Source organism: Azospira sp. I09 (genome assembly GCF_009177135.1).
In the GTDB taxonomy this organism is placed as follows: Bacteria; Pseudomonadota; Gammaproteobacteria; order Burkholderiales; family Rhodocyclaceae; genus Azospira; species Azospira oryzae.
In genome coordinates this window covers 1,555,843-1,582,681 of sequence record NZ_AP021844.1, presented here as the reverse complement: position 1 = coordinate 1,582,681, position 26,839 = coordinate 1,555,843, and the positions used below count along the sequence as shown (strand labels likewise).

Annotated in this window: 26 protein-coding genes; 11 read left to right on the top strand and 15 right to left on the bottom strand. The window is 69.3% G+C overall.

The features are described 5' to 3' along the window. Window positions 1-62: 62 nt before the first annotated feature. Together AZSP09_RS07330 and mtnA are read right to left on the bottom strand one after the other, a co-directional pair. Window positions 63-713 (bottom strand): class II aldolase/adducin family protein, encoded by a 651-nt coding sequence (locus AZSP09_RS07330; RefSeq protein ID WP_152089614.1) that lies wholly within the window; start codon window positions 711-713, stop codon window positions 63-65. After that, window positions 703-1,794 (bottom strand): S-methyl-5-thioribose-1-phosphate isomerase, encoded by a 1,092-nt coding sequence (mtnA, locus tag AZSP09_RS07325; RefSeq protein WP_152089613.1) that lies wholly within the window; start codon window positions 1,792-1,794, stop codon window positions 703-705. The genes AZSP09_RS07330 and mtnA overlap by 11 nt, the downstream gene beginning before the upstream one ends. A gap of 196 nt (window positions 1,795-1,990) precedes the next feature. Here mtnA and AZSP09_RS07320 point away from each other — a divergent pair, with 196 nt between their 5' ends. From AZSP09_RS07320 to AZSP09_RS19935, 4 genes are all read left to right on the top strand, one after another. Next, a complete protein-coding gene (locus tag AZSP09_RS07320) occupies window positions 1,991-2,905 on the top strand; it encodes a YXWGXW repeat-containing protein (protein ID WP_152089612.1) in 915 nt (304 codons plus the stop codon). A gap of 253 nt (window positions 2,906-3,158) precedes the next feature. Next, the gene (locus AZSP09_RS07315) at window positions 3,159-3,881 is read left to right on the top strand and encodes a DUF2325 domain-containing protein (RefSeq protein ID WP_152089611.1); all 723 of its coding nucleotides are present in this window, start codon (window positions 3,159-3,161) and stop codon (window positions 3,879-3,881) included. Between the two features lie 186 nt (window positions 3,882-4,067). Then, window positions 4,068-5,222 carry a pyridoxal phosphate-dependent aminotransferase gene (locus AZSP09_RS07310; protein WP_152089610.1) on the top strand — a complete coding sequence of 385 codons (1,155 nt, stop codon included), beginning with the start codon at window positions 4,068-4,070 and terminating at the stop codon, window positions 5,220-5,222. Between the two features lie 180 nt (window positions 5,223-5,402). Continuing rightward, on the top strand, window positions 5,403-5,579 hold the full coding sequence (locus AZSP09_RS19935) for a hypothetical protein (RefSeq protein ID WP_172974716.1): 177 nt from the start codon (window positions 5,403-5,405) through the stop codon (window positions 5,577-5,579). Window positions 5,580-5,704: 125 nt separating this feature from the next. Here AZSP09_RS19935 and AZSP09_RS07305 read toward each other — a convergent pair whose 3' ends face one another. Genes AZSP09_RS07305 through AZSP09_RS07290 form a run of 4 tightly spaced genes read right to left on the bottom strand, consistent with a single transcriptional unit; the run spans window position 5,705 to window position 10,794 of the window. After that, window positions 5,705-6,502 (bottom strand): FRG domain-containing protein, encoded by a 798-nt coding sequence (locus AZSP09_RS07305; protein ID WP_152089609.1) that lies wholly within the window; start codon window positions 6,500-6,502, stop codon window positions 5,705-5,707. Between the two features lie 44 nt (window positions 6,503-6,546). Then, window positions 6,547-6,912 (bottom strand): Crp/Fnr family transcriptional regulator, encoded by a 366-nt coding sequence (locus tag AZSP09_RS07300; protein WP_152089608.1) that lies wholly within the window; start codon window positions 6,910-6,912, stop codon window positions 6,547-6,549. Window positions 6,913-6,932: 20 nt separating this feature from the next. After that, on the bottom strand, window positions 6,933-8,624 hold the full coding sequence (locus AZSP09_RS20570; RefSeq protein ID WP_152089607.1) for a Na/Pi cotransporter family protein: 1,692 nt from the start codon (window positions 8,622-8,624) through the stop codon (window positions 6,933-6,935). Window positions 8,625-8,640: 16 nt separating this feature from the next. Beyond that, entirely contained in the window at window positions 8,641-10,794 is a 2,154-nt protein-coding gene (locus tag AZSP09_RS07290) for a hypothetical protein (RefSeq protein WP_152089606.1), read from the bottom strand. Between the two features lie 154 nt (window positions 10,795-10,948). On the opposite strand from AZSP09_RS07290, the gene AZSP09_RS07285 reads away from it, so the two are divergent. Beyond that, entirely contained in the window at window positions 10,949-12,001 is a 1,053-nt protein-coding gene (locus tag AZSP09_RS07285) for an aldo/keto reductase (protein WP_152089605.1), read from the top strand. A 17-nt stretch (window positions 12,002-12,018) separates the two neighbouring features. Here the strand turns inward: AZSP09_RS07285 and AZSP09_RS07280 are convergent, their stop codons facing one another. The 4 genes from AZSP09_RS07280 to AZSP09_RS07265 all read right to left on the bottom strand — a co-directional run bounded on the left by AZSP09_RS07280 (window position 12,019) and on the right by AZSP09_RS07265 (window position 15,136). Continuing rightward, a complete protein-coding gene (locus tag AZSP09_RS07280; protein WP_152089604.1) occupies window positions 12,019-12,558 on the bottom strand; it encodes a metal-dependent hydrolase in 540 nt (179 codons plus the stop codon). Between the two features lie 110 nt (window positions 12,559-12,668). Then, a complete protein-coding gene (locus AZSP09_RS07275) occupies window positions 12,669-13,109 on the bottom strand; it encodes a hypothetical protein (protein WP_152089603.1) in 441 nt (146 codons plus the stop codon). A gap of 49 nt (window positions 13,110-13,158) precedes the next feature. Further along, window positions 13,159-14,343, bottom strand: coding sequence for an acyl-CoA dehydrogenase (locus AZSP09_RS07270; RefSeq protein WP_152089602.1), 1,185 nt, complete (start codon window positions 14,341-14,343; stop codon window positions 13,159-13,161). A 79-nt stretch (window positions 14,344-14,422) separates the two neighbouring features. Beyond that, window positions 14,423-15,136: a hypothetical protein gene (locus AZSP09_RS07265; RefSeq protein WP_152089601.1), complete on the bottom strand. Its 714-nt coding sequence runs from the start codon at window positions 15,134-15,136 to the stop codon at window positions 14,423-14,425. 174 nt (window positions 15,137-15,310) lie between these two features. Here AZSP09_RS07265 and AZSP09_RS07260 point away from each other — a divergent pair, with 174 nt between their 5' ends. The 4 genes from AZSP09_RS07260 (at window position 15,311) to alaS (ending at window position 20,867) form a co-directional block, all read left to right on the top strand. Then, entirely contained in the window at window positions 15,311-16,675 is a 1,365-nt protein-coding gene (locus tag AZSP09_RS07260; protein WP_152089600.1) for an extracellular solute-binding protein, read from the top strand. A gap of 20 nt (window positions 16,676-16,695) precedes the next feature. Then, a complete protein-coding gene (gene ugpQ, locus AZSP09_RS07255) occupies window positions 16,696-17,490 on the top strand; it encodes a glycerophosphodiester phosphodiesterase (protein ID WP_152089599.1) in 795 nt (264 codons plus the stop codon). A gap of 120 nt (window positions 17,491-17,610) precedes the next feature. Further along, window positions 17,611-17,994 (top strand): hypothetical protein, encoded by a 384-nt coding sequence (locus tag AZSP09_RS07250; protein ID WP_014238375.1) that lies wholly within the window; start codon window positions 17,611-17,613, stop codon window positions 17,992-17,994. A 251-nt stretch (window positions 17,995-18,245) separates the two neighbouring features. Next, window positions 18,246-20,867: an alanine--tRNA ligase gene (alaS, locus tag AZSP09_RS07245; protein ID WP_152089598.1), complete on the top strand. Its 2,622-nt coding sequence runs from the start codon at window positions 18,246-18,248 to the stop codon at window positions 20,865-20,867. A 73-nt stretch (window positions 20,868-20,940) separates the two neighbouring features. On the opposite strand, the gene AZSP09_RS07240 is transcribed toward alaS, so the two are convergent. From AZSP09_RS07240 to AZSP09_RS07230, 3 genes are read right to left on the bottom strand one after another with little or no spacing between them, the layout of a single operon-like run. After that, window positions 20,941-21,597 (bottom strand): Crp/Fnr family transcriptional regulator, encoded by a 657-nt coding sequence (locus AZSP09_RS07240; RefSeq protein WP_014238362.1) that lies wholly within the window; start codon window positions 21,595-21,597, stop codon window positions 20,941-20,943. Window positions 21,598-21,631: 34 nt separating this feature from the next. After that, window positions 21,632-22,954: a cytochrome-c peroxidase gene (locus AZSP09_RS07235; protein WP_152089597.1), complete on the bottom strand. Its 1,323-nt coding sequence runs from the start codon at window positions 22,952-22,954 to the stop codon at window positions 21,632-21,634. Window positions 22,955-23,006: 52 nt separating this feature from the next. Beyond that, complete coding sequence (locus AZSP09_RS07230) at window positions 23,007-23,315, bottom strand: DUF4242 domain-containing protein (protein WP_152089596.1); 309 nt, start codon at window positions 23,313-23,315, stop codon at window positions 23,007-23,009. A gap of 232 nt (window positions 23,316-23,547) precedes the next feature. Between AZSP09_RS07230 and AZSP09_RS07225 the strand changes: the two genes are divergently transcribed. Then, window positions 23,548-23,859, top strand: coding sequence for a hypothetical protein (locus AZSP09_RS07225; protein WP_014238359.1), 312 nt, complete (start codon window positions 23,548-23,550; stop codon window positions 23,857-23,859). Beyond that, a complete protein-coding gene (locus AZSP09_RS07220; protein WP_152089595.1) occupies window positions 23,859-24,338 on the top strand; it encodes an NUDIX domain-containing protein in 480 nt (159 codons plus the stop codon). Before AZSP09_RS07225 ends, AZSP09_RS07220 begins: the two co-directional genes overlap by 1 nt. Window positions 24,339-24,420: 82 nt before the next feature. Here the strand turns inward: AZSP09_RS07220 and AZSP09_RS07215 are convergent, their stop codons facing one another. Together AZSP09_RS07215 and AZSP09_RS07210 are read right to left on the bottom strand one after the other, a co-directional pair. Next, entirely contained in the window at window positions 24,421-25,359 is a 939-nt protein-coding gene (locus tag AZSP09_RS07215; protein ID WP_014238357.1) for a C-GCAxxG-C-C family (seleno)protein, read from the bottom strand. Between the two features lie 217 nt (window positions 25,360-25,576). After that, on the bottom strand, window positions 25,577-26,839 hold the full coding sequence (locus tag AZSP09_RS07210) for an EAL and HDOD domain-containing protein (protein WP_014238356.1): 1,263 nt from the start codon (window positions 26,837-26,839) through the stop codon (window positions 25,577-25,579).

Here is a 26,839-nt window from a genome sequence, read left to right as displayed (position 1 = left end):
GGTGTCCCGAGATTGGCGTCCCTGCTGCCTTCCAGGCGATCCTGTTGTTGAGTTCCGGCCCTTCAGGCCTGTTTGCCGTAGGTGGCGAATCTGGCCAGGGCCTCGGCCATCTGTTCCGTGTCGAGCAGCACCGGCGAGCCCAGCTGGCTGGCGCGCCAGAACTGCTCGCTGAGGCTTTCCAGTTCCACCCCCAGGGCCAGGGCCTCGCCCAGATCCTTGCCGCAGACGATCATGCCGTGGTTGGCCAGGAGGCAGCCCTTGCGTTCTTCCAGGGCGGTGAGGGCGGTGTCGGAGAGGGCCTGGGTGCCGAAGGTGGCGTAATCCGAGCAGCGCACCGTGTCGCCGCCGAAGCGGGCGATCATGTAGTGGAAGGGGGGAATGTCCCGGCGCAGGCAGGCCAGGGACGTGGCGAAGGGGGAATGGGCGTGCAGCACCGCGCCCGTCTCGGGCCGGGCGGCGTAGATGTCCCGGTGGAAGCGCCATTCGGAGGAGGGCAGGCGGCGCCCCACATGGCTGCCGTCCGCCAGTTTGACGAAGGGGATGTCCTCCGCCTGCAGGCTGTCGTAGCTCATGCCGGTGGGGGTGACGTAGAAGCCGTCCACCCCGTCCAGCTTGGCCCGCAGGCTCAGGTTGCCGGCGGTGCCCCGGTTGAGGCCCTCCGCCGCCATGCGGTGGGCGGCGGTGATGAGGCTCTGGCGCGGGTCAGCGGGCATGGTCCTGTTCCTCCGGGTAGAGGCCGAAGATGCCGTCGGCGCTGGCCGGGCAGGCGCCGCGCTCGGTGATGAGGGCGGCCACCAGGCCCGCCGGGGTGACGTCGAAGGCCGGGTTGGCGACGGCCTCGGCGGCGGCGATCTGGCGGATGGAGCCGGGGCTGCCGGCGCCATCCAGGCCGTGCACCAGGCGCAGCTCGTCGCCTTCCCGCTCCTCGATGGGAATGGCGGCGCCGCCGGGGCAGGCGAAATCCAGGGTGGAACGGGGCGCCGCGACATAGAAGGGCACGCCCGCCTCCCGGGCCGCCAGGGCCTTGAGATAGGTGCCCACCTTGTTGGCCACGTCGCCGTTGGCGGCGATGCGGTCGGCGCCGACGATCACCGCATCCACCTCGCCCCGGGTCAGCAGCAGGCCGGCGGCGTTGTCGGCGATGAGGGTGTGGGGCACGCCCTTCTGGGCCAGTTCCCAGGCCGTCAGCAGGCCCTGGTTGCGGGGCCGGGTCTCGGAGACCCAGACATGCACCGGCAGGCCGGCGGCGTGGGCGGCATAGACCGGGGCGAGAGCGGTGCCGTGTTCCACAGTGGCCAGCCAGCCGGCGTTGCAGTGGGTCATGATCTGCAGCCGTCCCCGCTTTTCCGCCAGGGGCCGCAGCAGTTCCAGGCCGTGCTGGCCGATGCGGCGGTTCTGTTCCGCGTCCTCGTCGGCGATGGCGGCGGCTTCGGTCCATGCCGCTTCGGCCCGGTCTTCCTGGGGCAGCAGGCGCAGCAGGGCCTGCATGCGGTTGAGGGCCCAGTGCAGGTTGATCGCCGTCGGCCGGGTGGCGCCCAGGGTGGCCACAGCCTGGCTCAGGGCGGCGTCGGAGGCATCCCGCTGCAGGGCCAGGGCGACGCCGTAGGCGGCGGTGGCGCCGATCAGGGGCGCGCCCCGCACCTGCATGGCGCGGATGGCGTGGGCCGCCTCTTCCAGGGTGAACAGGCGCAGGGTGCGGAAATGATGGGGCAGGGCCGTCTGGTCGATGATGTCCACGGCGCAGGTGCCGGGCACGGGCCAGAGGGTGCGGGAGGGGAGGGTGGTTGGGCTCATGGGGCGATTCTAGGCCAAGGCGGCGGGCGGCCCAAGCACGGCGACGCCACGGCCCGGCCAGAGGCCCGCGGCAAGATTGGGTAAAGGCAGTTGCAACAATTCGTAAGGCCCGGGGCAACGGGTCGGCGGTGCCTGCCGCTGCCGCGTTAAAGCCGGCAACAGCGCTTTTTTTCCAACGCCCCATGAGGCAGGCACCATGAAACGCAAACTCTGGCTTTCCCTTCTCTTCGCCGCCGTGGCCGGCCTGGCCGGCTGTGCCGTCGAGCCCGTCAGCCGTCCCTACTACGGCGAACCGGTGCGCATGGCGCCGCCGCCGCTGCGGGTGGAAGTGATGGGAGCGCCGCCGGTGGTGGGCTATGTCTGGATCGGCGGCTACTGGAACTGGATCGGCGTGCGCTACGTCTGGGTCCCGGGCCGCTGGGAGGCGCCCCGCCCCGGCTATCGCTGGGTGCCGCGCCAGTGGGAGCGGGACGGCGACCGCTGGCAGCCCCGGGGCGGCCAGTGGGAACGGCATGATGAACCCATGCGCGATTCCCCCCGGGAGCATCGCTGGGAATCCCCCGCCCAGCCCCGGCCCCAGGCCGTGCCCCAGCCTGCCCGCCCCGGTTACGGCTACGGCGGCACCGACGTCTCGCCCCGGCGCGACCGGGATGGCGCCGGCGGCTGGGACGGCCGGCAGGACCGGGACCGGGACGGCATCCCCGACGGCGTCCAGGGGCGCGACCGCGATGGGCGCCGCGGCAACCAGGATGGCGGCTGGGGCGACCGCAACGACCGGGGTGACGACAGCCGCCGCGGCACCCCGGGCAACGGCGTCGCCCCCCAGGAGCGCAACCGGCCCGCTACCGACAGCAGCGTCGAGCAGCGCCGTCTGACGCCCCTGGACCGGGACAGCGGCTTCCGTCGCGAAGAGATCCGCAGCGCTCCGCTCCAGCCCCGGGGCCAGTCCGGCCAGCCGGGCGGGGAGCGCAGCATGGGCCGGGACGGCGGCAGCTCCGGCGAGAGCCGGGTGACCCCGCCCCGAGGTGGCGATGGCGGCGAGCAGCGCCAAGGCAACTCCTGGGGCGGCGGCCGGCGCAACGATCGGTCGGGCGGCGACGGCGACCGCTGAGCCCTGGCCGCGGCGATGCGGCAATACGGGCGTCCCCAGGGGCGCCCTTTTTTATGCCGTGTAAAAGTTAGTTGTTGAGAGTCGTTCGCGTTTACATGGGGTGGAGACTGTACTAGGATGACGCCATGGCACCTCGCCGGGCGCCCCCGCCGCCGCCGTCTGGCGGGCAGTCCGGGGCTGCCGGCGGGGGCGCAGAGCGGGCCGGCGGACGCCGCCCCGCGCCACCTTCATCCACTTTTCCTGGGAGCCGACCATGGCCCATCTGCCTGCCGATCTTCCGCCCCTGCCCGGCGCTACTGCCGACGCCGCCATTTTCCCAGCCGGCCCCGGCCGTTCTGCCCAGTCTTGCGAGCGCAGCGTCCTGCTGCGCTATCTGGGCCAGGTGCAGCAGCGGGTGGGGCGGCAGTTCGAGGAGCTGCGTGCCGAAGTGCGCAGCGAACTCCAGGCGGAACTGCAGGCGGAGCACGACACCGAGCGCCGGGCCCTGGCGGACCAGCTGGCGGCGCGGGACGACCAGCTGCTGGCCCTGCGCGGCCAGCTCATGGTGCGGGACACAGCCCTGGAACTGCTGCGGGAGGAACTGGCGGAACTGCGCCGTCAGGTGCCGGGTCTGGCCGGGCGGCAGGAGCTGGTGCGCCTGCTGGACATCCAGGCCGAGCGCATCGTCGCCCTGGAGCGGGAGCGCAACGCCGCCCTGTGGCGGGCCGAGCGGGAAAGCCTGCGGGCCAGGGAAGCGGCCGCCGGGCCGGGCACCGTGGCCATCCTCTCCGCCGACCTGGTGGCGGCCCTGCCCGACGAGGCCCAACTGACCGAGGCTCTGGCGGCGGCCGACCTGGTGCTGTGCCAGACCGGCTGCCTCAGCCACGACGACTACTGGCGGGTGCAGGACTACTGCGCCCGCAGCGGCAAGCGCTGCCTGCTGCTGGCCAAGGAGGATGCGGCGGCCCCCGCGCCGGCCCGGGCCGCGGCGGACTGAGGCGTTTCGGGGCAGCCCGGCCCCCATCAGGGCGCCCGCCGTGAATCGGGAAGACGGGCCGGGCGCCACCCAAACCACCGGCAGGCCCGCCGTCGCCTTCCCTCCGCAACCGGGGATGGCCCCAGGTGCCTATTCCGGCGAAAGGGCCTAAACTTCCGCTTCCCCAAGCCTCAAGTCCCGATTTCCATGCCCCAATCTCCCGTCGCCATCGACTCCAAGCTGCCTTGGGTCGGCACCACCATTTTCACCGTGATGAGCAAGCTGGCCGCCGAATGCGGCGCCATCAACCTGTCCCAGGGCTTCCCCGATTTCCAGGCCGACCGCAGCCTGTTCGACGCCGTGCACCAGGCCATGCTCGACGGGCGCAACCAGTACGCCCCCATGACCGGCCTGCCGGAACTGCGCCAGGCCATCGCCGCCAAGGTCCAGGCCCTCTACGGCACCGTCTATGATGCCGAGAGCGAGATCACCGTCACCGCCGGCGCCACCCAGGCCCTGTTCACCGCCATCGCCGCCTTCGCCGGTCCGGGGGACGAGGTCATCGTCTTCGCCCCGGTGTACGACTCCTACGTGCCCGCCATCGAGACCGTGGGCGCCAAGGCCGTCTACGCCAACCTCTGCTACCCGGACTACAAGCCCGACTGGAACGAGGTGCGCGCCCTGATCACGCCCCGCACCCGCATGATTATCGTCAACACCCCCCACAACCCCACCGGCAGCCTGCTCGACGCCGCCGACCTGGAGGCCCTGGCGGAACTGACCCGCGACACCAATATTGTGGTGCTGGGGGACGAGGTGTACGAACACATCTGCTTCGAAGGCGAGCACCAGTCCCTGGCGCGCCACCCGGAGCTGGCCGCCCGCAGCCTGATCGTCTCCAGCTTCGGCAAGACCTACCACATCACCGGCTGGAAGATCGGCTACTGCTACGGCGCCGCCGCCCTCATGGCCGAGTTCCGCAAGGTGCACCAGTTCAACGTGTTCACCGTGCACGCCCCCTCCCAGGTGGGCCTGGCCGCCTTCATGGCCGACCACTCCCGGCACCTGCAGCTGGCCGAGTTCTACCGGCAGAAGCGGGACTTCTTCCGCCAGCAGCTGGCCGGCACCAAGTTCGAACTGCTGCCCAGCCGCGGCACCTACTTCCAGCTGGCCCGCTATGACGCCATCTCAGATCTGCCCGACACCGAGTTCGCCCAGTGGCTGACCCGGGAAGTGGGGGTGGCGGTGATCCCCGTCTCCGTCTTCTACCCGGACGGCTGGGACGACAAGGTGGTGCGCTTCTGCTTCGCCAAGCAGGAATCCACCCTGGCCGCCGCCGGTGAAAAGCTGCGCGGCATCTGAGCCGGGCGCGGCCCGGAGCGCCATCGGCGGGCCGGCTGCAGCTCCGGACCCCAAAGAAAAAGCGCGGCAATCGCCGCGCTTTTTTCATGGCCGGGGAATTTTCCACCGCGCCGGCGGTCTTTGCAGCGGGCCGGCGCCACAGCCGGCGTCTCGATCAACCGCAACATCAGGAGCATCCCCATGCGGGTACAGGAAAATCCGGCCGACATCGGCCGCTGCGGCTGCGGCCGCCGCGAATACTGCGACGGCAGCCACGGGCTGAGCGAAGCCCAATGGCAGGAACTGCGGGCCAGGGAACTGGCCGAAGAAGCCGCGTGGAAGCGGGCCGCCGGCCAGCCGGAAGACGCCGGCAAGTGATTCCGTAATCCGCCTGGCCTGGGGGCCAGGCGGGACGACATTCTTCGGGTGGTATGCCTGGAGAGTGGCGTGGATTGGACGCCTCGGTGAGGCAACAAAAAAGGGCACGGTGACGTGCCCTTTTTTTATCCAAATCGCATTTTAAGTTTTCGCCAGGTGGTTTCCAGGAGTGCATCTTCAGTTTGAAACAGGGAGTAAGTGTTGATGTTCATCCGATCAAGCTTTGACATGACCCTATCAGTTTCCGATTTTGGAAGAGTCAGCTTGATGAGGTGATCACACTGCCTGTTTCCATCGTTGAATATGGATGCGTGTGGTACAAAACACCACTCTCCTTCTTGGAATGTGACAGCTAATGTGTACTCCCCCTGCTGCAGAAAATGCCTCCTATCAGAGCGAATGTATGGTCCCAGTTGCTTAATTTGAGGTGTCCTGGAGGAAGTGTGTTTTCCGCTTCCCGAATGTTCTTGGTATACCCAGATGGCAACCCGCTCCGCGTCTTTAGGAACACTTTGAAAAGCAAAAAAAGCAGCGATGTAAGGGGTGCTTGTCCAATCTAGAAGTGGAGAGGGAAAGCCGTGGTGTCGCAGGTAAACAAGAAATTCATAGGCTGGCGGGGGCTGATTGCGTAAAGCGTCATAGTTTCGGAAATGTGGATCGATTGTGAGGTAATCGATTTCAGGCCAAGCCTTTTCAGTAAAGGTTTCAATCCTGGTTTTTGCTATCGCAATGCTACGGTAGTAGTCAGTTAGGCGTTCGATTCTGGCACCACTGCGTTCAAGAGTGGTTTGCAGCTCCCATTCATGGTTGGCCTGACCTCGATACAGCAAATGAGAATGTCCGCTTTCGACAGCGGTGTTGTCCAATTCCAGAAGCTTCTCTTCCAGTTCCTCCCATGTTGCGTAATCGAACTGCTCATTCATATGGGACTGTCCTTTCTGCAAAATCACTAAATGCTGTGCGGGGCTTAGGCCTGACTCAGCAACTGATTCGTCGCCCGCAGCCGGTGGGCCATGATGCGCATGACTTCGGTGGCGAAGTGGGGGGTCTGGGCGATGAGGATGTGGAAGCGCTTTTCGTCGATGGCGGCGAAGGTGCAGTCGCTGACGGCGAGGACGCTGGCGGAGTGGGGCAGCCGTTCCACCAGGGACATTTCGCCGAGGATGGCGCCGGCTTCCACTTCGTCCACCGCCCGCTCGCCCACCAGCACCCGGGCGTGGCCATCGAGGAGGACGTAGAGGGCGTCGCCTGGGTCGCCGGCGCGGAAGAGGAAGTCGCCGGCGGCGATGCGGCGCTGGTTGGGTTCGTGGCGGAACAGGTCGTGGAACAGCATGGGGTTTCTCCTTGGAATGTTCAGTCTTCCGACTCGCTGTCCAGGGCCGGTTCCTTCAGCTCGGGCAGGGAGGCGAAGCGCTGGCTGGCCTTGAAGCCCTGGGCCACGGCGCGGCGCAGGTCGCTGAGGCAGGCCAGCCAGTCGTAAATGGCATTGACGTCGGTGCCGCCGGCCCCGGCCTGGAGCAGGGCGGCCTTGCTGCGCTGGTAGGTGTCCTCGAAGCTGTCCCGGGCCTCTTCGGCGCGCAGGGCGATGTTCTCCGGGGCCTCACCGCAGTCCGGGTCGGCGGCGCCGAAGAAGGCCTGGGCCGAGACCAGCACGGGGGCGACGGCGGCCAGCAGGTCGGTCTGTTCGTCCCGGTTGGGGCTGCTGAGGACCCGGGGGCCGGCCTGGCCGCTGAGAGCCACGTGGTACATGACCCGGGCCAGGGTGTCGTAGTAGTTGGCGATGCGCAGCAGCTCGGGCAGCTGTTCGGCCTGGTCCCGGTGCACCTGGCGGCGGCTGACTTCGCCGACGAAGCGGCCGATCTCGGCCTGGAGCTTTTCGATCACTTCCAGGCGGCGGGTGAATTGCACCGCGTCGGCCGGCGCCTGCTGCTGCAGGTGGCGGCAGGCCAGGTCCCCCAGTTCCAGGGCCAGGTGGGCGACCCGGGCCAGTTCCCGGCGCAGGGCCTGCAGCGCCAGCTGGGGCACGGTGGCGACGTTGCGGTCCAGGTAGCGGGGATGGGCGGCGTTGTCTTCGGTGGAGGCGAAGCGGGACAGCAGGAAGGGCACCAGCCAGCGGGAGAGCAGGCCCATCAGCACCACGCCGAGGGCGTTGAAGAGAGTGTGGAAAATCACCAGCTGGGTTACCGGGTCGTCACCGTCGCCCAGCCCCAGGTCTATGGCCTTTGACAGCCACAGCAGGGGCACCAGCAGGGCGGCGGCAACCACCGCGGTGGCGACGTTGAAGAAGACGTGGGCGGCGGCCAGGCGTTTGGCGTTGGCGGTGGCGCCGATGGCGGCGACGATGCCGGTGAGGGTGGTGCCCACGTTGGCGCCGATGACCAGGGCCGCGGCGGCAGTGAGGGGCAGCATGCCGCCGGCCACCGCTGTCAGGGCCAGGGTCAGGGTGGCGGCGGAGGCCTGCAGGATGACGGTGAGGGCGATGCCAATGAGGATGGCCAGGGCCAGGGCGCCCGGGTCGCTGCCCAGGCGCGGCAGGGCGTCCGGCCCCAGGCCGGCGAAGCCGTCCTTGAGCAGCTCGATGCCGAGGAAGAGCAGGCCGAAGCCGGCCAGGCTCATGCCCAGGCCGCTGCGCCGGGTGCCTTCGCCGGTGAGCTTGAGGGCCATGCCGATGCCGATGAAGGGCAGGGCGAAGGCGTCGATGGAGATCTTGAAGCCGATCCAGGCCACCAGCCAGCCGGTCACCGAGGAGCCCAGGTTGGAGCCGAAGACCACCCACAGGGCGGCGGCGAAGCTGAGCAGGCCCGCATTGACGAAGCCGATGGCGGCCACGGTCATGGCGGTGGAGGACTGCACCAGGGCGGTGACGCAGATGCCGGTGATGAGGCCGTGCAGGCGGGTCCGCGTCCACGCCGCCAGGATGCGCTCCAGGGCCCGCCCGGCGGCCAGCTTAAGGCCGTCGGTGAGCATGGTCATGCCCAGCAGGAAGAGACCGATGCCGCCCAGCAGGGCGGTCAGCAGGCCGAGGAGGGAGGTGCCTGCCGTCACGGGCGGCCCGCGCCCATCAGACGTGGCCCCGCAGCACCACCCAGGCGAAGACGGCCAGCAGCACCAGGAAGGTCAGGGCCCAGGGCCACACCCGGCGCTTGTCGGCGTAGGGGTCGGTGAGGGCCCGTTCGGCGCCCTCCGGCAGCTTGGCCAGCTGGGTCAGGGCGGTGCCGAAGGGAATGTTGATGCGGGCCCGGGCATTCACCGCCCAGCCGTTGGCGTCCAGCAGGGGGCCCAGGGTGCGGCTTCTGAGCTTGAACCAGGCCAGCAGCATGGAGGGGCCGGAGACCATGAGCATGAGGCCGGCCACGGCGATGGGCATCTGCCACCAGGAGAGGCCGAGGAAGCCGGTGACCACCGAGGCGATGGCGGTGCCGATGGCGCCCACGGCCAGGCCCAGGGCAGCGAAGATGCCGGCGAACTTGCCCACGTCGAAGGGCGTCGGTGTCGGCTTGGCCGGTGCCGGGGCAGCGGGGGCGGTGGGTGCGCTTTCCACCTTCTTGGCGCCGTCGGCCACCAGGGTGGCGGACTGCTGCTCTACGGCGGCGGCCTTGGCGGCGGCGAATTTCTGGAACTGCTCGCCGATCATGCGCGCCACCTTGCGGTAGGGCGACCAGAAGGCCTGGCGGATGCTGATGGGGTGGTCCACGATCTTGCTGATGGTGGCGTTCCAGTCCCGGCCCTGGCGGTCGTAGAAGACGCCGTTGCGGCCCACCAGCAGCTGGTCCGAATCGCCGGCGGTGAAGGCGGCGGCGATGGAGAGCTTTTCGCCGCCACGCTGGCAGTCGCAATAGACCAGGCAGATGCGGGAGAGGCCGGCCAGGGCTGCGTGTTTGGCGGCGTCGTTCACCGGGATCACCAGTTCGCAGCTGCGGCCGTCCAGGTACAGGGTGCCGGCCTGGAACATGGCCTTGCCGCGGCGGGTGTAGAAGTCGCGGAAGGAGACGAAGTTGTTGGCCAGCAGGGCCAGGTCGCGCACGTAATGCACCAGTCGGTCGGCGCTGCTGATGGCCTCGAATTCGGGGGCCACGGCGGCGTCCTCGGCGATGAGGGCGAGCAGGCGCGCCGGCAGGTCGCCGGCGAGGATGGCCCGCAGCCGCTCCAGGCCCAGCTCGGCCACCGGGGTTTCGACCCGGGCGGCGAGCCAGTCCTCATGGGCCTGCAGCCTGGCCAGCAGGGCCTGCCAGTCGGCCTCCGTCAGTGCTTGCCGCTGGCCCAGCAGGGGCGTTACGGCGGCGCTGGCCAGGGTGGCCACGGCGGCGCTCCAGGCCGGGTTGAGGCCGCCTTCCAGGGGCAGGGGGCGGCCGGCTTCGATGCGGGCCAGGGGCAGGGCGGCGATGGCCGCATCCCCCGCTTCCAGGTTGCGCGTCGCCAGGGCCTTGAGGTCGTCCTCGGCGCCGTTCATGAGGCCGCCGGCCCGGGGGTCGAAGGCGGCCAGGCGGCAGCGGGTGAAATAGTCTTCCACCTTGGCCCGCACCGCGGCCACGGCATCCCGGGCGGCGGCGGTGGCCTCGCCCAGGGGCAGCACGGCGCCATCCTGCCGGGCGGCGGCCTGCCATTCGCACCAGGCCTTGGCCTCGGCCAGGAAGCGCTCGACCTGGGCCTGGGATACGCCGGGCTCGCCGCTGCGGTCGGTGTCGCTACCGATGCGCTCCATCATCTCCTGCACCAGGGCGGCCAGGGCCTCGTCCTGGCAGTTGGCCGGGGTGACGATGCCGTCGCCGTTGAAGCGGGCGGCGGCGAAGATGGCGGCGATGTCGCAGGTGTCGGCCGGGGTGATGCTGGCGGCCTCGCCCTTGCCCAGGCTCTGCAGGATGCGCCGGGCGGCGGCCAGCACCTGGCGGCCTTCCTCACTGCTGTCGTCGATGGCGTCCAGGGGCAGGGTGGCGGCACCGGCGCCGAGCAGGGCCTTGTCCTTGAGCAGGGCGCCGGTCCAGTGCAGGGCGGCGATCAGTTCCGGGGCGCGGATGTGGCCGTCCTGGTCGGTGTCGATCAGCTCCAGGGTGCGGCGGTCGAACTCCAGGCCCTGGATGGGGCAGGAGAGGGCGACCCACAGCTTCTGGTCCAGCTGGTCCAGGTGCAGCAGGTCCTCGGCCCGGTCCAGGCGCACCTGGTCGAAGCCCCCGGCGCGGAAGAAGCGCCAGCGGTGGGTGTTCTGGGGAGTGGTCATGGAATGGCGGTCCTCGGTCGGTGGGCGGGAAGGCAGCGCCGGCCCTTCGTTGGCGGGGCCGTGCCTGGATATGCGGCGAGTATAGGAAACCCGACCCGCTCTGAATAGTGGGGGCGAGCCGCTAGAATGGCGTACCCCCTCTACGGAGCACAGCATGGAATATCGCGCATTGGGCCGCAGCGAGCTCAAGGTTTCCGCCGTCTGCCTCGGCACCATGACCTTCGGCCAGCAGAACAGCGAGGCCGAAGGCCACGCCCAGTTGGACCGGGCCGTCGCCGCCGGCATCAATTTCATCGACACCGCCGAGATGTATCCGGTGCCCGCCCGGGCCGAGACCTACGGCGCCACGGAGCGCATCGTCGGCTCCTGGCTCAAGCGCCAGGCCCGGGACCAGGTGGTGATTGCCACCAAGGCCGCCGGCCCCGCCCGCAGGATGGAGTGGATTCGCGGCGGCCCCCTGGCCTTCGACCTGGCCAATCTGCGCCGCGCCCTGGAGGATTCCCTCCAGCGCCTGCAGACCGACTACGTGGACCTCTACCAACTGCACTGGCCGGCCCGCAACCAGCCCATGTTCGGCCAGTGGCAGTTCGAGCCGGAACAGGAACGGGAGTCCACGCCCCTGCGGGAAACCCTGGAGGCCCTGGCGGTGCTGGTGCAGGAAGGCAAGATCCGCCAGGTGGGCGTCTCCAACGAGCATCCCTGGGGCGTCATGGAATTCCTGCGCCTGGCCCGGGAGCACGGCCTGCCGGCCATCGCCTCCACCCAGAACGCCTACAACCTGATTAACCGCCTCTACGACACCGGCGGCCTGTCCGAAGTCTGCTTCCGGGAGCGGGTGTCCCTGCTGGCCTATTCGCCCCTGGCCTTCGGCCATCTCTCCGGCAAGTACCTGGCCGATGCCCAGGCGGCCGGGCGCATCACCGCCTTCCCCGGTTTCGGCCAGCGTTACGAGAAGGTCAATGTGCCGCCGGCCCTGGCCGCCTACCGGGAGCTGGCCGCCCGCCACGGCCTTTCCATGACCGGGCTGGCCCTGGCCTTCTGCTACAACCGGCCCGGCGTCACCAGCACCATCATCGGCGCCACCTCCCTGGCCCAGCTGGAGGAAAACCTGGAGGCCTGGACCCAGCGTCCCCGGGGCGAAGCCTGGCAGGCCATCCAGGCGGACATTGACCGGGTGCACCAGCGCTTTCCCAATCCGGCCCTCTAGGCAGGCCGGCTGCCCCTTCAGGGGGCCGGCCGGGTTGCCCGCCGGCGCAGGAAGGCGGCCAGGGCCGCCAGGCTCAGGAGGGGCAGCCAGACCCACAGCAGTTCCGAGCCGAGCACGGCCAGGCCCCGTTCCGAGAAAAAGCGGGAAAGTGCCAGGGGCGCCACCTCGATGGGGCGGAAGGGGGCGAAGAAACGGGTTTCTGCCAGGGGCCACAGCAGGGCGATGCCCAGCCCGCCGTTGGTGAGGGTGTCCAGCAGGCCGTGGGAGGCGCCGCTGAGGGCGAGGAAAGGAAAGGCCACGGCGGCACGGGCGTGCAGCCAGCGGGCCAGGAGGGTGCCCAGCAGGGCGGCGAGGAGGGCGAAGAGCAGGGAGTGGCTGAAGCCCCGGTGGCCGAATTGCGCGGCATAGGGAATGCCGAGGCGGAAGGCGAGCACGTCCAGGTCCGGCAGGATGGCCACCAGGGCCCCGGCTGCCGCCAGCCGGGGGGAGATGTGCCGGCGGCTCAGGCCCCAGGCGAGGGCCAGGGGAACGGCCGGATGGGTGAGGATGGTGGGCATGGCGGCCTTAGGGTGTCTGGGTGTCTGGGGGCTGGCCCCATCATGGCGTAAAAAACCCGTTGCGGCGGGGGCCGCAACGGGCGGGTGGCTGGTGGCGGGCCGGGCGGTCCTCAGTGCTTGGCGGGAGCCTCTTCCTTCGCTGCTTCCTTGGCCCCTTCCTTGCCGCCGTCCTTGCTTCCCTCGCCGCCTTCCGCCGGGGCGGCTTCGGCGTCGGCCTTCTTCTTGGTCTTCTTCTTTTTCGGGTCTTCCGGCGGCGGCGCCGGGGGCAGGGTGGGGGCGATGGTCTGGATCTGGTTTTCCCGCATGTACACGTCCATCTCGCGCCAGCCGCCGTACACCGCGTCCTTGGGCAGCCAGTAATAGACGCTGTAGCAGTCCTCGATGGCGCGGCCGGACTGGCGGCAGGCGCCGCCCACGGCCTTGCCTTCGGCCTCAAGCTTGGCGGCCTTGGCCGCCTGGTCCTCGATGCCCAGCTTGCTCTGGACCTGGTCGCAGCCGCCCAGCAGCAGGGGGGCGGCAAGAATGGTGATGGCGATGGCGCTTCTTTTCATGGTCGGCCTTTGATTTGGTCCCTGGATTCTATCTCAGCTGGCGCTTCTGTCAGTTGGCGAAGGCGGCGATGCCGGTCTGGGCCCGGCCCAGAATGAGGGCGTGGATGTCGTGGGTGCCTTCGTAGGTATTCACCACTTCCAGGTTCAGCATGTGGCGCACCACGTGGAATTCGTCGCTGATACCGTTGCCGCCGTGCATGTCCCTGGCCGTCCGGGCGATCTCCAGGGCCTTGCCGCAGGAGTTGCGCTTCAAGAGGGAGGTCATTTCCGGCGCATCCTGGCCCGCGTCCTTCAGGCGGCCCAGGCGCAGGCAGCCCTGCAGGCCCAGGGCGATCTCGGTCTGCATGTCCGCCAGCTTTTTCTGCACCAACTGGTTGGCGGCCAGGGGACGGCCGAACTGGGGCCGGTCCAGGGTGTATTGGCGGGCCGCGTGCCAGCAGGCTTCGGCGGCGCCGAGGGCGCCCCAGGCGATGCCGTAGCGGGCCTGGTTGAGGCAGGCGAAGGGGCCCTTGAGGCCCTTCACCTTGGGCAGCAGGTTCTCTTCCGGCACGAACACCTTGTCCATGACGATCTCGCCGGTGACCGAGGCACGCAGGCCCATCTTGCCCTGGATGACCGGGGCGGACAGGCCCTTCATGCCCTTCTCCAGGACGAAGCCGCGGATTTCGCCGCCGTCCTCACCCTGGCCGTCCTTGGCCCACACCACGAAGACGTCGGCGATGGGGGAATTGGTGATCCACATCTTGGCCCCCGTCAGCTCCCAGCCGCCGGGCACGGCCTTGGCGCGGCTTTCCATGGAGCCGGGGTCGGAGCCGTGGTTGGGCTCGGTGAGGCCGAAGCAGCCGATCAGCTCGCCGGTCGCCATCTTCGGCAATAGCCGCTCCTTCAGGGCCTCGCTGCCGAAGGCGTGGATGGGGTACATGGCCAGGGAGGACTGCACCGAGACCATGGAGCGGTAGCCCGAATCCACCCGCTCGATCTCCCGGGCCAGCAGGCCGTAGGAAACGTAGCTGGCGCCGGCGCAGCCGTAGCCGTCGAGGGTGGCGCCGAGCAGGCCCAGTTCCCCCAGTTCGCGGAAGATGGCCGGATCGGTCTGTTCGTGGCGGAAGGCCTGGACGATGCGGGGCAGCAGCCGGTCCTGGCTGTATTGGCGGGCGGTGTCCCGGATCTGGCGCTCTTCGGCGCTGAGCTGGTCGTCCAGCAGCAGGGGGTCTTCCCAGTTGAAGCGGCTCATGGGCTCCTCTTCCTTCATTCCTCCTTGATGGAGCGGGGATTTTAACCGCATTCCCCGGCGCCGCAGGCGGCCGCCGGGCTCACTCGGCCTCCTGGCGCCGGTCGCCCTGGCGGCGTTCGGGTCCTGCGTGGGTCTGTTCCGCCTGGCGCCGGTCGTCGCCCCGGCCCAGGGTCGGGCGGGCCTTGTGGGCCAGCACCTTCTGCCGCATCTCCTCGCCCAGGGCCTGCAGGGCCTCGTCGTCCAGGGATTCGGCCAGTTCGATGATCTTGCGCCGGGTGGCGTCCTCGTTGCGCTGCACGACGTTGAAGAGCAGCCACAGGGCCAGGGCGTTGATCACCACCAGCACCACCTCCAGATAGAGCAGGGGGGTGAAGATGGGGCGCTGGGAACGGTCGCCGAGGATGAAGTAGAAGCTGTCGAAGCCCGAGGTCGCCGCCTGGCGCAGCAGGGAGGGATAGGGCTCGAAGGGCGGGAAAAGGCAGATCAGCGCCAGGTTCACCAGGGTGAACAGGCCGATGGCCCGGCTGTAGCGGAAGCGGGGAATCTCGTGGGCCTCCCGCTGTTGCAGCAGCAGCCAGGCGCTGAGGGCGTTGGCGGCGACGAACATGAGCTGCAGGGTCAGCAGCTCCTGGTGGATGGGCTTGTGCCCCAGCTGGGTCAGCAGGGGGTAGAAGCCGTCGAAGGAATTGAGGGCGCCCCGGGCCAGGGGGATGTTGTTGAAGGGGGGGAACAGCACCATCAGCAGCAGGTCCAGCAGGGCGACGATGCACACCAGTCTCTGATATTTGTTCATGGCTCTCGCTCTCGGTGGCGCCGGGCATGGATGCCCATGCACGAGTCATTATGGTGGCTGGGCCGGGGGCTGACAAGCAGGCCGGCGGCCCCCGGGGCCGGGTCTGGCGTTGTCCTCCGGCGGTCATCTTTCCGGCGCTATAATTGTCGTTTTAGCACTGCTTGAGGATTGGCGATGTTGATTTCCGCCCGACGCACTTCTTTGCTTGCCCTTTCCCTGGCCGCCGCCTTCGCCCTGGCCGGCCCCGCCCAGGCCGCCAAGCCGGCCAAGGCCCCTGCCGCCCCGGCCAAGGCTGCCGCTCCCCAGGAGCCGGTGGAACTGACCCTGTCCCACCAGCTGGAAGAATCCCGCACCTCCCGCCTGCAGGAAGTGGTGGACCGCTTCAACGGCCAGCAGAAGGCCTACAAGGTGGTGCTGGTGCACCGCCAGGGCGGCGCCGGCAACTACCATATGAACCTGGCCCTGCGCGACGAGCTGAGCCACTTCGTCAGCGGCAAGGAACCCTACCGGGCCCTGCACCAGGTCATCAGCGAGAGCAAGGAAAAGATCGACACCGCCCGCCTGGCGCCCGAACTGCGCAGCGGCGTCACCGACGGCAAGGGCCGTCTGCTGGGCCTGCCCATGGCCTACTCGACCCCCGTGCTGTTCTACAGCAAGAGCGCCTTCCGCCGCGCCGGCCTGGATCCCGAGGCCCCGCCCAAGACCTGGTGGGAACTGCAGGCCGTGGCCGGCAAGCTGTTCGACGCCGGCATCAAGTGCCCCTACACCACCTCCCGCCCGGCCTGGGTGCACATCGACAACCTGGCCGCCCGCAACAACGTGGAAACCGTGGGCGAGAAGGGCGAGATGGCCTTCAACGGCATGATGCAGGTGAAGCACGTGGCCCTGCTCAACTCCTGGTACAAGGCCCGCTACTTCCATACCTTCGGTGGCCAGAATGAGGCCGACGCCCACTTCGCCAGCGGCGAGTGCGGCATGATCACCACCGCCTCCGACCGCTTCGTCACCTTCCGCGAGAACAAGGACCTGGACGTGGGCGTGGCGCCCCTGCCCTATTACGACGACGCCTACGGCGCTCCCCGCCAGGCCCTGGCCGACGGCGCCTCCCTGTGGGTCGGCCCCGGCCACAAGGCCGCCGAGTACAAGGGCGTGGCCAAGTTCGTCGGCTTCCTCATGGCTCCCGACATGCAGGTGGAAATCGCCCGCTCCGGCGGCTACCTGCCCCTCACCGCCGCCGCCCAGGCCGCGGCCAAGGGCAAGCTGCTCAAGGACGACATGCGCAACATCGACGTGGCCCAGGCCCAGCTCGGCCCGGTGGTGCCCCGCACCTCGGTGAGCAAGGCTGCCGCCCTGACCCCGGTGGTCTCCGCCATCAACCCGGTGCGCCTGATCATCGACGAGGAGCTGGAGCAGGTGTGGTCCAACAAGAAGCCGGCCAAGCTGGCCCTGGACAACGCCGTCAGCCGCGCCAACGCGGTCCTGCGCTCCGGCGCCGCCGCCCGCCTGGCCGAAGCGCCTGCGGCCTCCAAGGTGCGCTGATCCGCGTCGTGGGCCAGCAAGTGCCGCCACAAGAAACGCCGGTCCCTGGGGCCGGCGTTTTTGCATCCGCCCCCGCCTATCCCCGGCTCATCGCCCACCGGGGCGGCGGCAGCAGCGCGCCGGAAAACACCCTGGCCGCCATCCGCGCCGGCCACCGTGCCGGTTTCGCCGGGGTGGAATTCGACGCCATGCTCAGTGCCGACGGCACCCCTTTCCTGATCCACGACGAAACCCTGGAGCGCACCAGCAACGGCTGCGGCGCCGTGGCGGCCAGCAGCGACGCGCTCCTGGCCGGCCTGGATGCGGGCAGCTGGCATTCCCCCGCCTTCCGTGGCGAACCCCTGCCGACCCTGGCAGCGGCCCTGGACCTGTGCCGCAGCCTGGGCCTGTGGGTCAATCTGGAAATCAAGCCGAGTCGCGGGCGGGAGGCTGAAACCGGCGCCGCCGTGGCCGAGGTGGCGGCCCGGGCGGTGGCCGCCGGCCTGCCGGCGTCCGCCCTGGTGCTCTCCTCCTTTGCCGAAGAGGCCCTGGCTGCCGCGCGGCAGACGGCCCCCGGCCTGGCCCGGGCCCTCCTGGTGACGGCCGTGCCGGCGGACTGGGAAGCCCGTCTGGCGCGCCTGGGGGCGGTGGCCCTGCACTGCGCCGCCGCCGGGCTGGACGAGCATACGGTGCGGCAGCTGGCTGCCGGGCTGGCCGCCCGGGGCGGGGCCCTGGCCTGCTACACGGTCAATGACGCCGCCCGTATTTCCGCCCTGCTGCAGTGGGGCGTCGCCGGGGTGTTCACCGATCGCCTGGATCTGGCCGGCCCGGCCTGACCTGGCATCTCGGATACATCCGCTTACACACGCTTACTTCCTGCTTGTCGTCGGCCGCCGGGCCATGACGTTAAAGTGGCCATGGGAATCGCCCATGACATTCAAATCAGGAGACCTGCCATGAAGACCTTCAAGCCCGTTGCCGCCGCCGCCTTCTTCCTCGCCCTGTCCGGCCCCCTGCTGGCCCAGACCGTCACGCCCAAGGTGGACCAGCGCCAGGCCAACCAGGAGCAGCGCATCGACCAGGGCGCCCAGAGCGGCACCCTCACCGGCAAGGAAGCGGCCCGGCTGGAGAAGGGCCAGACCCACGTGGAAAACGTGGAAACCCGGACCCAGGCCGATGGCAAGGTGACGGCCCGGGAGCGGGCCCGCCTGGACCACGCCCAGGACGTGCAGAGCCGCCGCATCGCCCGGGAAAAGCGGGACGGCCAGCATGATTTCAACCACGACGGCCGCAGCGACCGGGCCGAGCGCCGGGCTGCCCGCCGCGCCGCGCGTCAGTAAGCCGCCGCCGGCCGCGGCCCCGCCGTCGCCGCCGGAATTTGCGACCACCCGGCCAGGAGCCCCGTCCCGCGGGCATCCTGGCCGGCCCGGGGCCCGCCTGGCGCGGGCCTCGGCGCTTTCTCCATGGCCGCCATGCTCCTGCCGATCGCGGGTACTGCGGCAAGCCGGTCCCGGCCCGGTTCAATGATAAAATGCGCGTTTTTCCAATTCAGCCGCCCCCGCCATTGGCCGGGGCCAAGGATGCAACGACGATGAAAAGCGCCGAAATCCGCCAGAAGTTTCTCGACTTCTTCGCCTCCAAGGGCCACCAGATTGTCTCTTCCAGCTCCCTGGTGCCCCACGAAGACCCCACCCTGCTGTTCACCAACGCCGGCATGAACCAGTTCAAGGACGTCTTCCTCGGTTTCGACAAGCGTCCCTACACCCGGGCCACCACTTCCCAGAAGTGCGTGCGCGCCGGCGGCAAGCACAACGACCTGGAGAACGTGGGCTATACCGCCCGCCACCACACCTTCTTCGAGATGCTGGGCAACTTCAGCTTCGGCGACTACTTCAAGCGCGACGCCATCAGCTACGCCTGGGAGCTGCTCACCGTCGTCTTCAAGCTGCCCAAGGACAAGCTCACCGTCACCGTCTATGCGGAAGACGACGAGGCCTACGACATCTGGACCAAGGAAATCGGCGTGCCCGTGGAACGGGTCATCCGCATCGGCGACAACAAGGGTTCCCGCTACGCTTCCGACAACTTCTGGATGATGGGCGACACCGGTCCCTGCGGCCCCTGCACCGAGATTTTCTACGACCACGGCGAGCACATCTGGGGCGGCCCTCCCGGATCCCCCGAGGAAGACGGCGACCGCTTCATCGAAATCTGGAACAACGTGTTCATGCAGTTCAACCGGGACGAAGCCGGGGTCATGCACCCGCTGCCCAAGCCCAGCGTGGACACCGGCATGGGCCTGGAGCGCATCGCCGCCGTGCTGCAGGGCGTGCACGCCAACTACGAGATCGACCTGTTCCAGCGCCTGATCGCCGCCGCCGCCCGGGAAACCTCCGGCGCCGACATGGACAGCCCGTCCCTCAAGGTGCTGGCCGACCATATCCGCGCCTGTTCCTTCCTCATCGCCGACGGCGTCATCCCGGGCAATGAAGGCCGGGGCTACGTCCTGCGCCGCATTATCCGCCGCGCCATCCGCCACGGCTACAAGCTGGGCGCCCGCGCCGCCTTCTTCCACAAGATGGTGCCGGACCTGGTGGCCGAGATGGGCGCCGCCTATCCCGAGCTGGCCTCCGGCGAGAAGCGCGTCATGGACGTGCTGAAGCAGGAAGAGGAACGCTTCTTCGCCACCATCGAACACGGCATGGCCATCCTCGAAGCCGAACTGGCTGGTATGGTGGAAGCCGGTACCACCGTCTTCAACGGCGAGACCGCCTTCAAGCTGCACGACACCTACGGCTTCCCCCTGGACCTCACCGCCGACATCTGCCGCGAGCGCAACTTCACCGTGGATGCTCCGGCTTTCGACGCCGCCATGGCCCGCCAGAAGGAACAGGCCCGCGCCGCCGGCAAGTTCAAGATGGCCGCCAACCTGGAATACGACGGCCCCGCCACCACCTTCCACGGCTACGACACCCTGGAGTTCAAGGGCAACGTGCTGGCCCTGTACAAGGACGGCGTCGCGGTCAATGAACTGCACGAAGGCGACATGGGCGTGGTGGTGCTAGACAACACCCCCTTCTACGCCGAATCCGGCGGCCAGGTGGGCGACCGGGGCGCGCTGCAGAGCGTGCACGGCATCTTCGCGGTGGAAGACACCCAGAAGATCCAGGCCACCGTCTTCGGCCACCACGGCGTGGTCAAGACCGGCACCCTGACGGTGGGCAACAACGTCACCGCCAAGGTGGACATCCAGGCCCGTAGCCGCACCGTGCGCAACCACTCCGCCACCCACCTGATGCACAAGGCCCTGCGCGAAGTGCTGGGCGGCCATGTGCAGCAGAAGGGCTCCCAGGTGGACCCGGACAAGACCCGCTTCGACTTCGCCCACAACGCGCCCATGAGCGACGAGGAAATCCGCAAGGTGGAAGCCATCGTCAATGCGGAAGTGCTGGCCAACGCAGCCACCGAAGCCCAGGTCATGGGCATCGACGACGCCCAGAAGAGCGGCGCCATGATGCTCTTCGGCGAGAAGTACGGCGACGAGGTGCGGGTGCTTTCCATCGGCTCCTCCAAGGAACTGTGCGGCGGCACCCACGTGACCCGCACCGGCGACATCGGCCTCTTCAAAATCGTCGCCGAATCCGGCGTCGCTGCCGGCGTGCGCCGCGTCGAGGCCGTCACCGGCGACAACGCCCTGGCCCTGGTGCAGCAGCAGCAGGCCGTGCTGGCCCAGGCCGCCGCCGCCTTCAAGGCCCCGGTGGCCGAACTGCCCGCCAAGATCGCCCAGACCCAGGAGGCCGTGAAGGCCCTGGAAAAGGAACTGGCCAAGCTGAAGTCCAAGCTGGCTTCCAGCCAGGGCGACGACCTGGTGAACCAGGCCGTGGAAGTGAAGGGCGCCAAGGTCCTCGCCGCCACCCTGGAAGGGGCCGACGTCACCGCCCTGCGGGAGACCATGGACAAGCTGAAGGACAAGCTCAAGTCCGCCGCCATCGTCCTGGCCTCCAGCGCCGAAGGCAAGGTCACCCTGATCGCCGGCGTCACCGCCGACCTCACCGCCAAGGTCAAGGCCGGCGAGCTGGTCAATCAGGTGGCCCAGCAGGTGGGCGGCAAGGGCGGCGGCCGTCCCGACATGGCCCAGGCCGGCGGCACCCAGCCGGAAAATCTGCCGGCAGCCCTGGATTCCGTGGCTGCCTGGGTGGCAGGCAAGCTCTAAGCTGCCGCTTTCCCTCGGCAAAAAGCCCTCCCCCTGCGGGAGGGCTTTTTTTATGGCCGTTGCGCGTCTTGGCTCAGGGGCTGGCGATGAGGGCGGCCAGGCGCTGGGCGTCGCGGATGCGGATCAGGCCCCGGCCGGTCGCCACCAGGCCGTCGGCCGCCAGTTCCCCCAGCAGGCGGGCCACCACCTCCCGGGTGGTGCCCAGGTGGTCGGCCAGCTGCTGCTGGGTCTGGCGCAGCTCTCCGGCGGCCGAGGCCTGCAGCAACAGGAGATTGGCCAGGCGCTGGTTGAGCTTGTAGGCATGCACCTGCTCCAGTTCCTGCATCAGGCGGAACACCAGGGTGGCCAGGGTGTGCACCGTCAGGTCCCGGATGGCGTCTTCCCGGGCGAACAGGGTGCGGTACAGGGGGCCGGGCACCAGGGCCACGGTGGTGGGCTGTTCGGCCTGGACCCAGGCCGGGTAGCGCAGGTCGTTGAAGAGGCTGTTGAGGGCGAAGACGCAGGTCTCTCCCGGGTCGATGCAATAGAGGGTGGCCTCGTTGCCGTTGGGGGCCAGGGAATAGACCCGCAGCCGCCCCCGTAGGACGAAATAGGCGCCGGAGATGGCCTGGCCCTTGTAGAGGACCGGCGAGCCCGGCTGGCACTCGGCGGTGACCACGCCCTGGCGCAGCAGTTGCAGGCTGTCCGGGCTGAGCTGGCGAAAGAGGGGAAGGGTGTCGAAGTCCTGCACGGGGCGGTCTCCCGGGGGGCGGCATGGGGCCATTCTAGCCCGCCGGCATGGCGTCGGCATGCTTGCCGGCGGCGGCCCGCTGCCGGGCCAGCAGGCTGTCGCTGCTGAGGGCGTTGAGGAAGGCGACGATGTCCGCTACCTCCCGCGGGCTCAGGGGCGAGCGCTCGATGCGGTGCAGGGCCCGGTCCTGGCCGCGCCAGGCTGTCAGGCGGCCGGAACGCCCCAGCTGGGCGCTGGCCATGATGCGCACCACTTCCTCCAGCCGGTCCACCGAGCCGTTGTGCAGCCAGGGGCCGGTGAGGGCCACGTTGCGCAGGGAGGGCACGCGCCAGACGCCCCGGCGGCCGTCTTCCAGCAGCAGGGGGTACTGGTCCTCGTAGGCCGTGGGGTTGGCCGGGAAATGGCGGCGCGGGGCCTGGCCGCCGAGCAGGCTGGCGTCGCTGAAGGCCGGCCCCTTGTGGCAGAGGACGCAGCCGACGGACTCGAACAGGGCCATGCCCCGCAGCTGGGCCTGGCTGAGGGCGGTGGCGTCGCCGCGGACGAAGCGGTCATAGGCGCTGTCCGGGGTGATCAGGGTGCGCTCGAAGGCGGCCAGGGCCTGGGCAATGCGGTTGAAGGTGACCTCGCCGTCGCCAAAGGCCCGGGCGAAATCCCGGCGGTAGCCGGGGTCGGCCGCGAGGCGCCGTTCCGCCTCGCCGGGGCTGTCCAGGTTCATTTCCACGGGGTTGAGGATGGGGCCCTTGGCCTGCTCCTCCAGGGAAGGGGCGCGGCCGTCCCAGAACAGCACCGACTGGAAGGCCGCGTTCCATACCGTCGGCGTGTTGCGCGGGCCGCTCTGCCCCGCTTCCCCCAGGGCGGTGGGGCGCCGGTCGCCGCCGGCCTTGGCGTAGAGGTCGTGGCAGGAACTGCAGGACTGGGTGCCCCGGCCCGAGAGGCGGGTTTCGTGGAAGAGGCGTTCGCCCAGGGCGATCTTGGCGGCGTTGCCCGGGTTGTCGGCCGGCTCCGGCGCCTGCAGCGGCAGGGCTTCCCAGACGTAGGCCGGGGCCGCCTGGGGCACCGCCGGCAGGGCGACCGGCAGGACGGCTGCCTCCTCTTCCGCCGGGGGCGGGCGGTAGGCGGCGGCGATGAGGGGAGCCACCGTGCCGCCGGGGGCCTGGACCAGCACCGCCGCCACCGCCATTTTCAGGCTGAAGGCCAGCAGCCCGGTGCCCAGGGCGCCGGTGAGCAGCCAGCGCCCCTCCCGGGTGAGGCCGGCGCGGGGGCCCAGGTCCTGCCGCACCATCAGGGCCAGCAGGGTGAAGAGGCCGATGACGGTCACCAGACCGATCGCCAGTAAGTCAAACAGATCGCTGTCCATGATGTTCTCCCTTGGGTGGCGGGCGCCCCCTGGCCCCGGGGGCGCCCTGGGGTCAGGCCCGGGCGGGGCGGCGGAAGAAGGTGTCGGTCGGGGTGGCGGTGGACACTTCGCAGATGCTGTCGAAGGGCAGGCCCACCCGTTCGTGGGCCCGCCGCACCGCTTCCGCGTCGGGCGCCATGTTGAGGCAGAAGGCGCGGCCGTCGGCGTAGCTGAGGTGGGTGCGCAGGGGGATGACGCCTTCGGCGTAGCAGGCGGCTTCGTACTGGGCGTAGAAGCCCTCGAAGTCGGCGGCGCTGAGGCCGGCGGGGAAAGTGCCGTGCTGCTGGTCGTGGGTGTCGATGAAAAAACGCAGGGCTTGCATGGTCGGCTCCTTGGCGGTGACTACGGGATGTAGTGGGGCGGAGCTTAGGCCGTTGCCGGCGGCACCTCTGTAGCAAAAGCTACACAAGCTTCCCGGGCCGGCCTGGCCGGAGAGGCGCACCGTTCCTGCCTTCCGGGGTACCCCTGCGGCAGGCCGGCCACCGGTCCCGGCCGTGGGCCGGCGGCGCCAGCAGTGCTATCCTGCGGTTTTCCCTTTTCCGCTTGCCGACATCATGCGCATCCTGCTGCTCTCTTCCCTCCTGGCCCTGTCTTCCCTGGCCCCGGCCCTGGCCGCCGACAACCTGGACCGCACGCCGGTGGAGGCCACCACCGCCGCCGGCGACAAGGTGCGTCTCTACCCCACGGGCAAGTGGGAATTCGTGGACGGGGCCAAGGCCGCCGAGGCCAGGAAGCGGGCCGAGCAGTACCCGGAAAACCAGGTTCGCCCCATTGAGGCCCAGGGTGGCTGGGTGCCGGGCAGCAAGATGCTGATGCCCGGCGACAAGGACTACAACCGGGGCTCCCTCAACCCCAAGGCCCGCTGATGTCGGAGCTGTCTTCCCCCTACCGTTTCTGTCCCTGCTGCGCCGGCACCCTGAGCTGGCGCGAGATCGGCGGCGCGCCGCGCCAGGTCTGCGACGACGCGAGCTGCGGCCACGTCTTCTGGGGCAATCCGGTACCGGTGGTGGCGGCCCTGGTGGAGTGGCAGGGCAGCGTCATCCTGGCCCGCAACGCGGCCTGGGCCGAAGGCCAGTTCGGCCTGGTGACGGGCTTCCTGGAGCGGGACGAGGCGCCGGCCGAGGCCGCCTGCCGGGAGGTGGGGGAGGAGCTGGGGCTGGTGGCGGTGGGTGCCCAGCTTATCGGCACTTATCCCTTTGCCCGCAAGAACGAGGTGATCATGGCCTTCCACGTGCCGGCCCAAGGGGAAATCTGCCTCAACGAGGAACTGGCGGAAGTCCGCCTGATCGCGCCGGAAAAGCTGAAACCCTGGGATTACGGCACCGGTCTGGCGGTGGCCGACTGACTGGCTGCGCCGGCGCAGCGCCGGCTGAAGGGATTCCTGCGTCGCCGCTTGGGGCGCACGGCCCGGGGAGCAAGCCCCCGTCTCAGAGATTGGGCAGGCGTTCGTCGCCGTTCTGCTGGTCCAGGATTTCCCGGGCCAGACGGGTGGCGATGACCACGTATTCCCGGCACTGGGCGTGCAGGTGGTTTTCCCGGTACACCTGGCGTCCTTCCTGGGTCTGCAGGTCGCAGCCGAGGAGTTCGCTGCAATGGCCGCCGCCGCAGGTGGCGCGGAATTCGTCGGTGAAGCGCTGGATGGCGTCGTAGTTGGCGGTCACCGGTTCCCGCGGGTCGCTGCGGCCCAGGGCCAGATTGAGGGCCAGCACGCCGCCCGAGTAGGCGCCGCAGGTGCCCCAGGTGCGGGAGAGGCCGCTGCAGAAGCCGGTGGCAATGCCGGGAATGAGGGGGGAGTCCAGGCCCATGTGCCGGGCCAGGGCCAGCAGCACGCTTTCGGCGCAGTAGAAACCCGAATCGAAGAAGTCGCCGGCCTGGCTGGTGGGATCCACGCCGTGGTAGCTGTGGGGGGTGCTGGGCACGCTGCGGGCGTGGGCCAGGGAGCGGCGCATGAGGGCGGTCTGGTCCGGGTCCGGATCGTCCCGCAGCAGGGCCTGGCGCAGGGACTCGGGGGCCGTGTCGCGGTGGGCCGGGGTGAAGCCCAGGGTCTCGAAATAGGTGCGGCTGGAGGCGGTCAGGGTGTACAGCTCCCGGATGCCCATGCCGTAGGCGTGGTCCAGGACGTGCTGGTAGAGCTGGCGGGCGATGCGCTGCTTGCGAAAGCCGGGACGGACGATGAGGGAATGGAGCAGGGCCACGTCGCCGCAGGGGGCGAGGCCTCCGGCGCCGACCAGGCCCACGTCCGAGTCGGCGACGTACACCACGTCTTCCACCTGGCGGCAGTGGCTGGGTTCGTCCGGGTGGGCCAGGGACAGCAGGGCATGGATGGCGTCGTGATCGGCGCCGGCAGCTTGGCGAATCTGGAACATTGCTTGCCTCCTCCTCGTCCGCCGGGGGCGGCGGATGGTCAGTGTGCAGCGGGGATTCCGGATGGACGGAGGCCGCCGCGAGGCGACCTTTGAGCCTGGTTTTCCAACGTTTTATATGAAGCCGGCAAGGGGTGCAATTTGCAGTGCACCATCAGCTTTCTTTATTTTGCCGCCAGCCCAGCAGGGAGGCGGCATTGGCCCGGCAGGCCGGCGCAAATCAGTTTTGCTGTTCCTGGCCGATGGCCCGGGTCCAGGCCAGCGCCTGGGCCTGGGCCAGGTTGACCCGCTCCGGCGAGAGCCCCGGCAGCTGCGCCACCAGGGCCGGAACCTGGCTCAGGTCCTCGCTTTCCAGGGCCTCGATGAGGCGCAGCAGCAGCCCCAGGGAGCCCTGGTGGCGAAGCAGGGCCTGCTTCACGTCCGTGGCCAGGGTGGAAATCTGGCTGAGGATTTCGTCTATGGGCGTGGCGAAGAGGGCCGGGGTGAGGGAAAGGATGCCGGTCATGAAGGCCCGGTCGGCGAAATCCCGGTCTGCCGCCATGTGGCTTTCCGCCAGCAGTTCCAGCAGCCGGGCCCGGGTCGCCGCCAGTTGCAGCAGGGGCGGGAAGCCGGTGTTGCCGGCCGGGTCGGTATAAAGCAGCAGTTGCAGCCAGCGCTGCAGCTGGCGCCGGCCCAGCAGGGTGATGGCGTGGCGCAGGGAGGTGATGCGGGTGCGGGCGCCGACGGCCGCGGAATTGGCCATGCGCAGCAGGTTGATGGAGAGCCCGGGCTCGTGCTTGAAGGTCTGCTCCAGCTGGGGCGTGTCCGAATCGTCCAGGACCTGGGACAGCAGCTTCAGCAGGGAGAGGCGGGACTGGCCCAGCTTGCGCCCGGAGAGGATGGTGGGGTGGGCGAAGTAGTAGCCCTGGAAGAGATGGAAGCCGAGGTTGCGGCAGTGTTCCATCTGTTCCCGGCTTTCCACCTGCTCCGCCAGCAGTTCCAGGGGACGCCGGGCCAGGGCCTGCACCAGGCCGGGCAGGGCCTCCTCGGACACGGCGGAGATGCACACCTTGGCGATGTCCATCAGGTCCAGCAGGGGCTCCATGGCCGGGGTGACGGCGACGATGTCGTCCAGGGCCAGGGTGAAGCCCTTGGCCTTCAGCTCCCGGCAGCGCTTGAGGAGTTCCGGCGTCACCTCCACCGTCTCCAGAATTTCCAGCACCACCTTGTCCTTCGGCAGCAGCTCCACCGCCTCGCTGAGGAGGAAGTCGCCGTCCACATTGATGAAGGCTTTCTGTTCCCCCAATGCGTCGGCCAGGCCCAGTTCGGTGAAGGCGTGGGTGATGACCGTGGCGGTGGCCACCATGTGGTTGGCAACGATGGCCCGGTTGGGCGCCGGCCCGGAGCGGAACAGCAGCTCGTAGCCGTAGAGGCTCTGCCGGGCATCCAGGATCGGCTGGCGGCCCAGGTAGATGGGCGTGGTGTGGGTGGTGTCGGGGGCCAT

Excerpts from the sequence above, each read along its gene's own strand:
- AZSP09_RS07215 (WP_014238357.1), bottom strand. The coding sequence starts at position 25,359 with ATGTTCCAGATTCGCCAAGCTGCCGGCGCCGATCACGACGCCATCCAT.
- AZSP09_RS07260 (WP_152089600.1), top strand. The coding sequence starts at position 15,311 with ATGTTGATTTCCGCCCGACGCACTTCTTTGCTTGCCCTTTCCCTGGCC.
- mtnA (WP_152089613.1), bottom strand. The coding sequence starts at position 1,794 with ATGAGCCCAACCACCCTCCCCTCCCGCACCCTCTGGCCCGTGCCCGGC.
- AZSP09_RS07220 (WP_152089595.1), top strand. The coding sequence starts at position 23,859 with ATGTCGGAGCTGTCTTCCCCCTACCGTTTCTGTCCCTGCTGCGCCGGC.
- AZSP09_RS07225 (WP_014238359.1), top strand. The coding sequence starts at position 23,548 with ATGCGCATCCTGCTGCTCTCTTCCCTCCTGGCCCTGTCTTCCCTGGCC.
- AZSP09_RS07300 (WP_152089608.1), bottom strand. The coding sequence starts at position 6,912 with ATGCTGTTCCACGACCTGTTCCGCCACGAACCCAACCAGCGCCGCATC.
- AZSP09_RS07275 (WP_152089603.1), bottom strand. The coding sequence starts at position 13,109 with ATGAAAAGAAGCGCCATCGCCATCACCATTCTTGCCGCCCCCCTGCTG.
- AZSP09_RS07315 (WP_152089611.1), top strand. The coding sequence starts at position 3,159 with ATGGCCCATCTGCCTGCCGATCTTCCGCCCCTGCCCGGCGCTACTGCC.
- AZSP09_RS07305 (WP_152089609.1), bottom strand. The coding sequence starts at position 6,502 with ATGAATGAGCAGTTCGATTACGCAACATGGGAGGAACTGGAAGAGAAG.
- AZSP09_RS07250 (WP_014238375.1), top strand. The coding sequence starts at position 17,611 with ATGAAGACCTTCAAGCCCGTTGCCGCCGCCGCCTTCTTCCTCGCCCTG.
- AZSP09_RS07210 (WP_014238356.1), bottom strand. The coding sequence starts at position 26,839 with ATGGCCCCCGACACCACCCACACCACGCCCATCTACCTGGGCCGCCAG.
- AZSP09_RS19935 (WP_172974716.1), top strand. The coding sequence starts at position 5,403 with ATGCGGGTACAGGAAAATCCGGCCGACATCGGCCGCTGCGGCTGCGGC.
- AZSP09_RS07270 (WP_152089602.1), bottom strand. The coding sequence starts at position 14,343 with ATGAGCCGCTTCAACTGGGAAGACCCCCTGCTGCTGGACGACCAGCTC.
- AZSP09_RS07235 (WP_152089597.1), bottom strand. The coding sequence starts at position 22,954 with ATGGACAGCGATCTGTTTGACTTACTGGCGATCGGTCTGGTGACCGTC.
- AZSP09_RS07280 (WP_152089604.1), bottom strand. The coding sequence starts at position 12,558 with ATGCCCACCATCCTCACCCATCCGGCCGTTCCCCTGGCCCTCGCCTGG.
- AZSP09_RS07320 (WP_152089612.1), top strand. The coding sequence starts at position 1,991 with ATGAAACGCAAACTCTGGCTTTCCCTTCTCTTCGCCGCCGTGGCCGGC.
- AZSP09_RS07285 (WP_152089605.1), top strand. The coding sequence starts at position 10,949 with ATGGAATATCGCGCATTGGGCCGCAGCGAGCTCAAGGTTTCCGCCGTC.
- AZSP09_RS07230 (WP_152089596.1), bottom strand. The coding sequence starts at position 23,315 with ATGCAAGCCCTGCGTTTTTTCATCGACACCCACGACCAGCAGCACGGC.
- AZSP09_RS07265 (WP_152089601.1), bottom strand. The coding sequence starts at position 15,136 with ATGAACAAATATCAGAGACTGGTGTGCATCGTCGCCCTGCTGGACCTG.
- AZSP09_RS07310 (WP_152089610.1), top strand. The coding sequence starts at position 4,068 with ATGCCCCAATCTCCCGTCGCCATCGACTCCAAGCTGCCTTGGGTCGGC.
- AZSP09_RS07330 (WP_152089614.1), bottom strand. The coding sequence starts at position 713 with ATGCCCGCTGACCCGCGCCAGAGCCTCATCACCGCCGCCCACCGCATG.
- AZSP09_RS07290 (WP_152089606.1), bottom strand. The coding sequence starts at position 10,794 with ATGACCACTCCCCAGAACACCCACCGCTGGCGCTTCTTCCGCGCCGGG.
- alaS (WP_152089598.1), top strand. The coding sequence starts at position 18,246 with ATGAAAAGCGCCGAAATCCGCCAGAAGTTTCTCGACTTCTTCGCCTCC.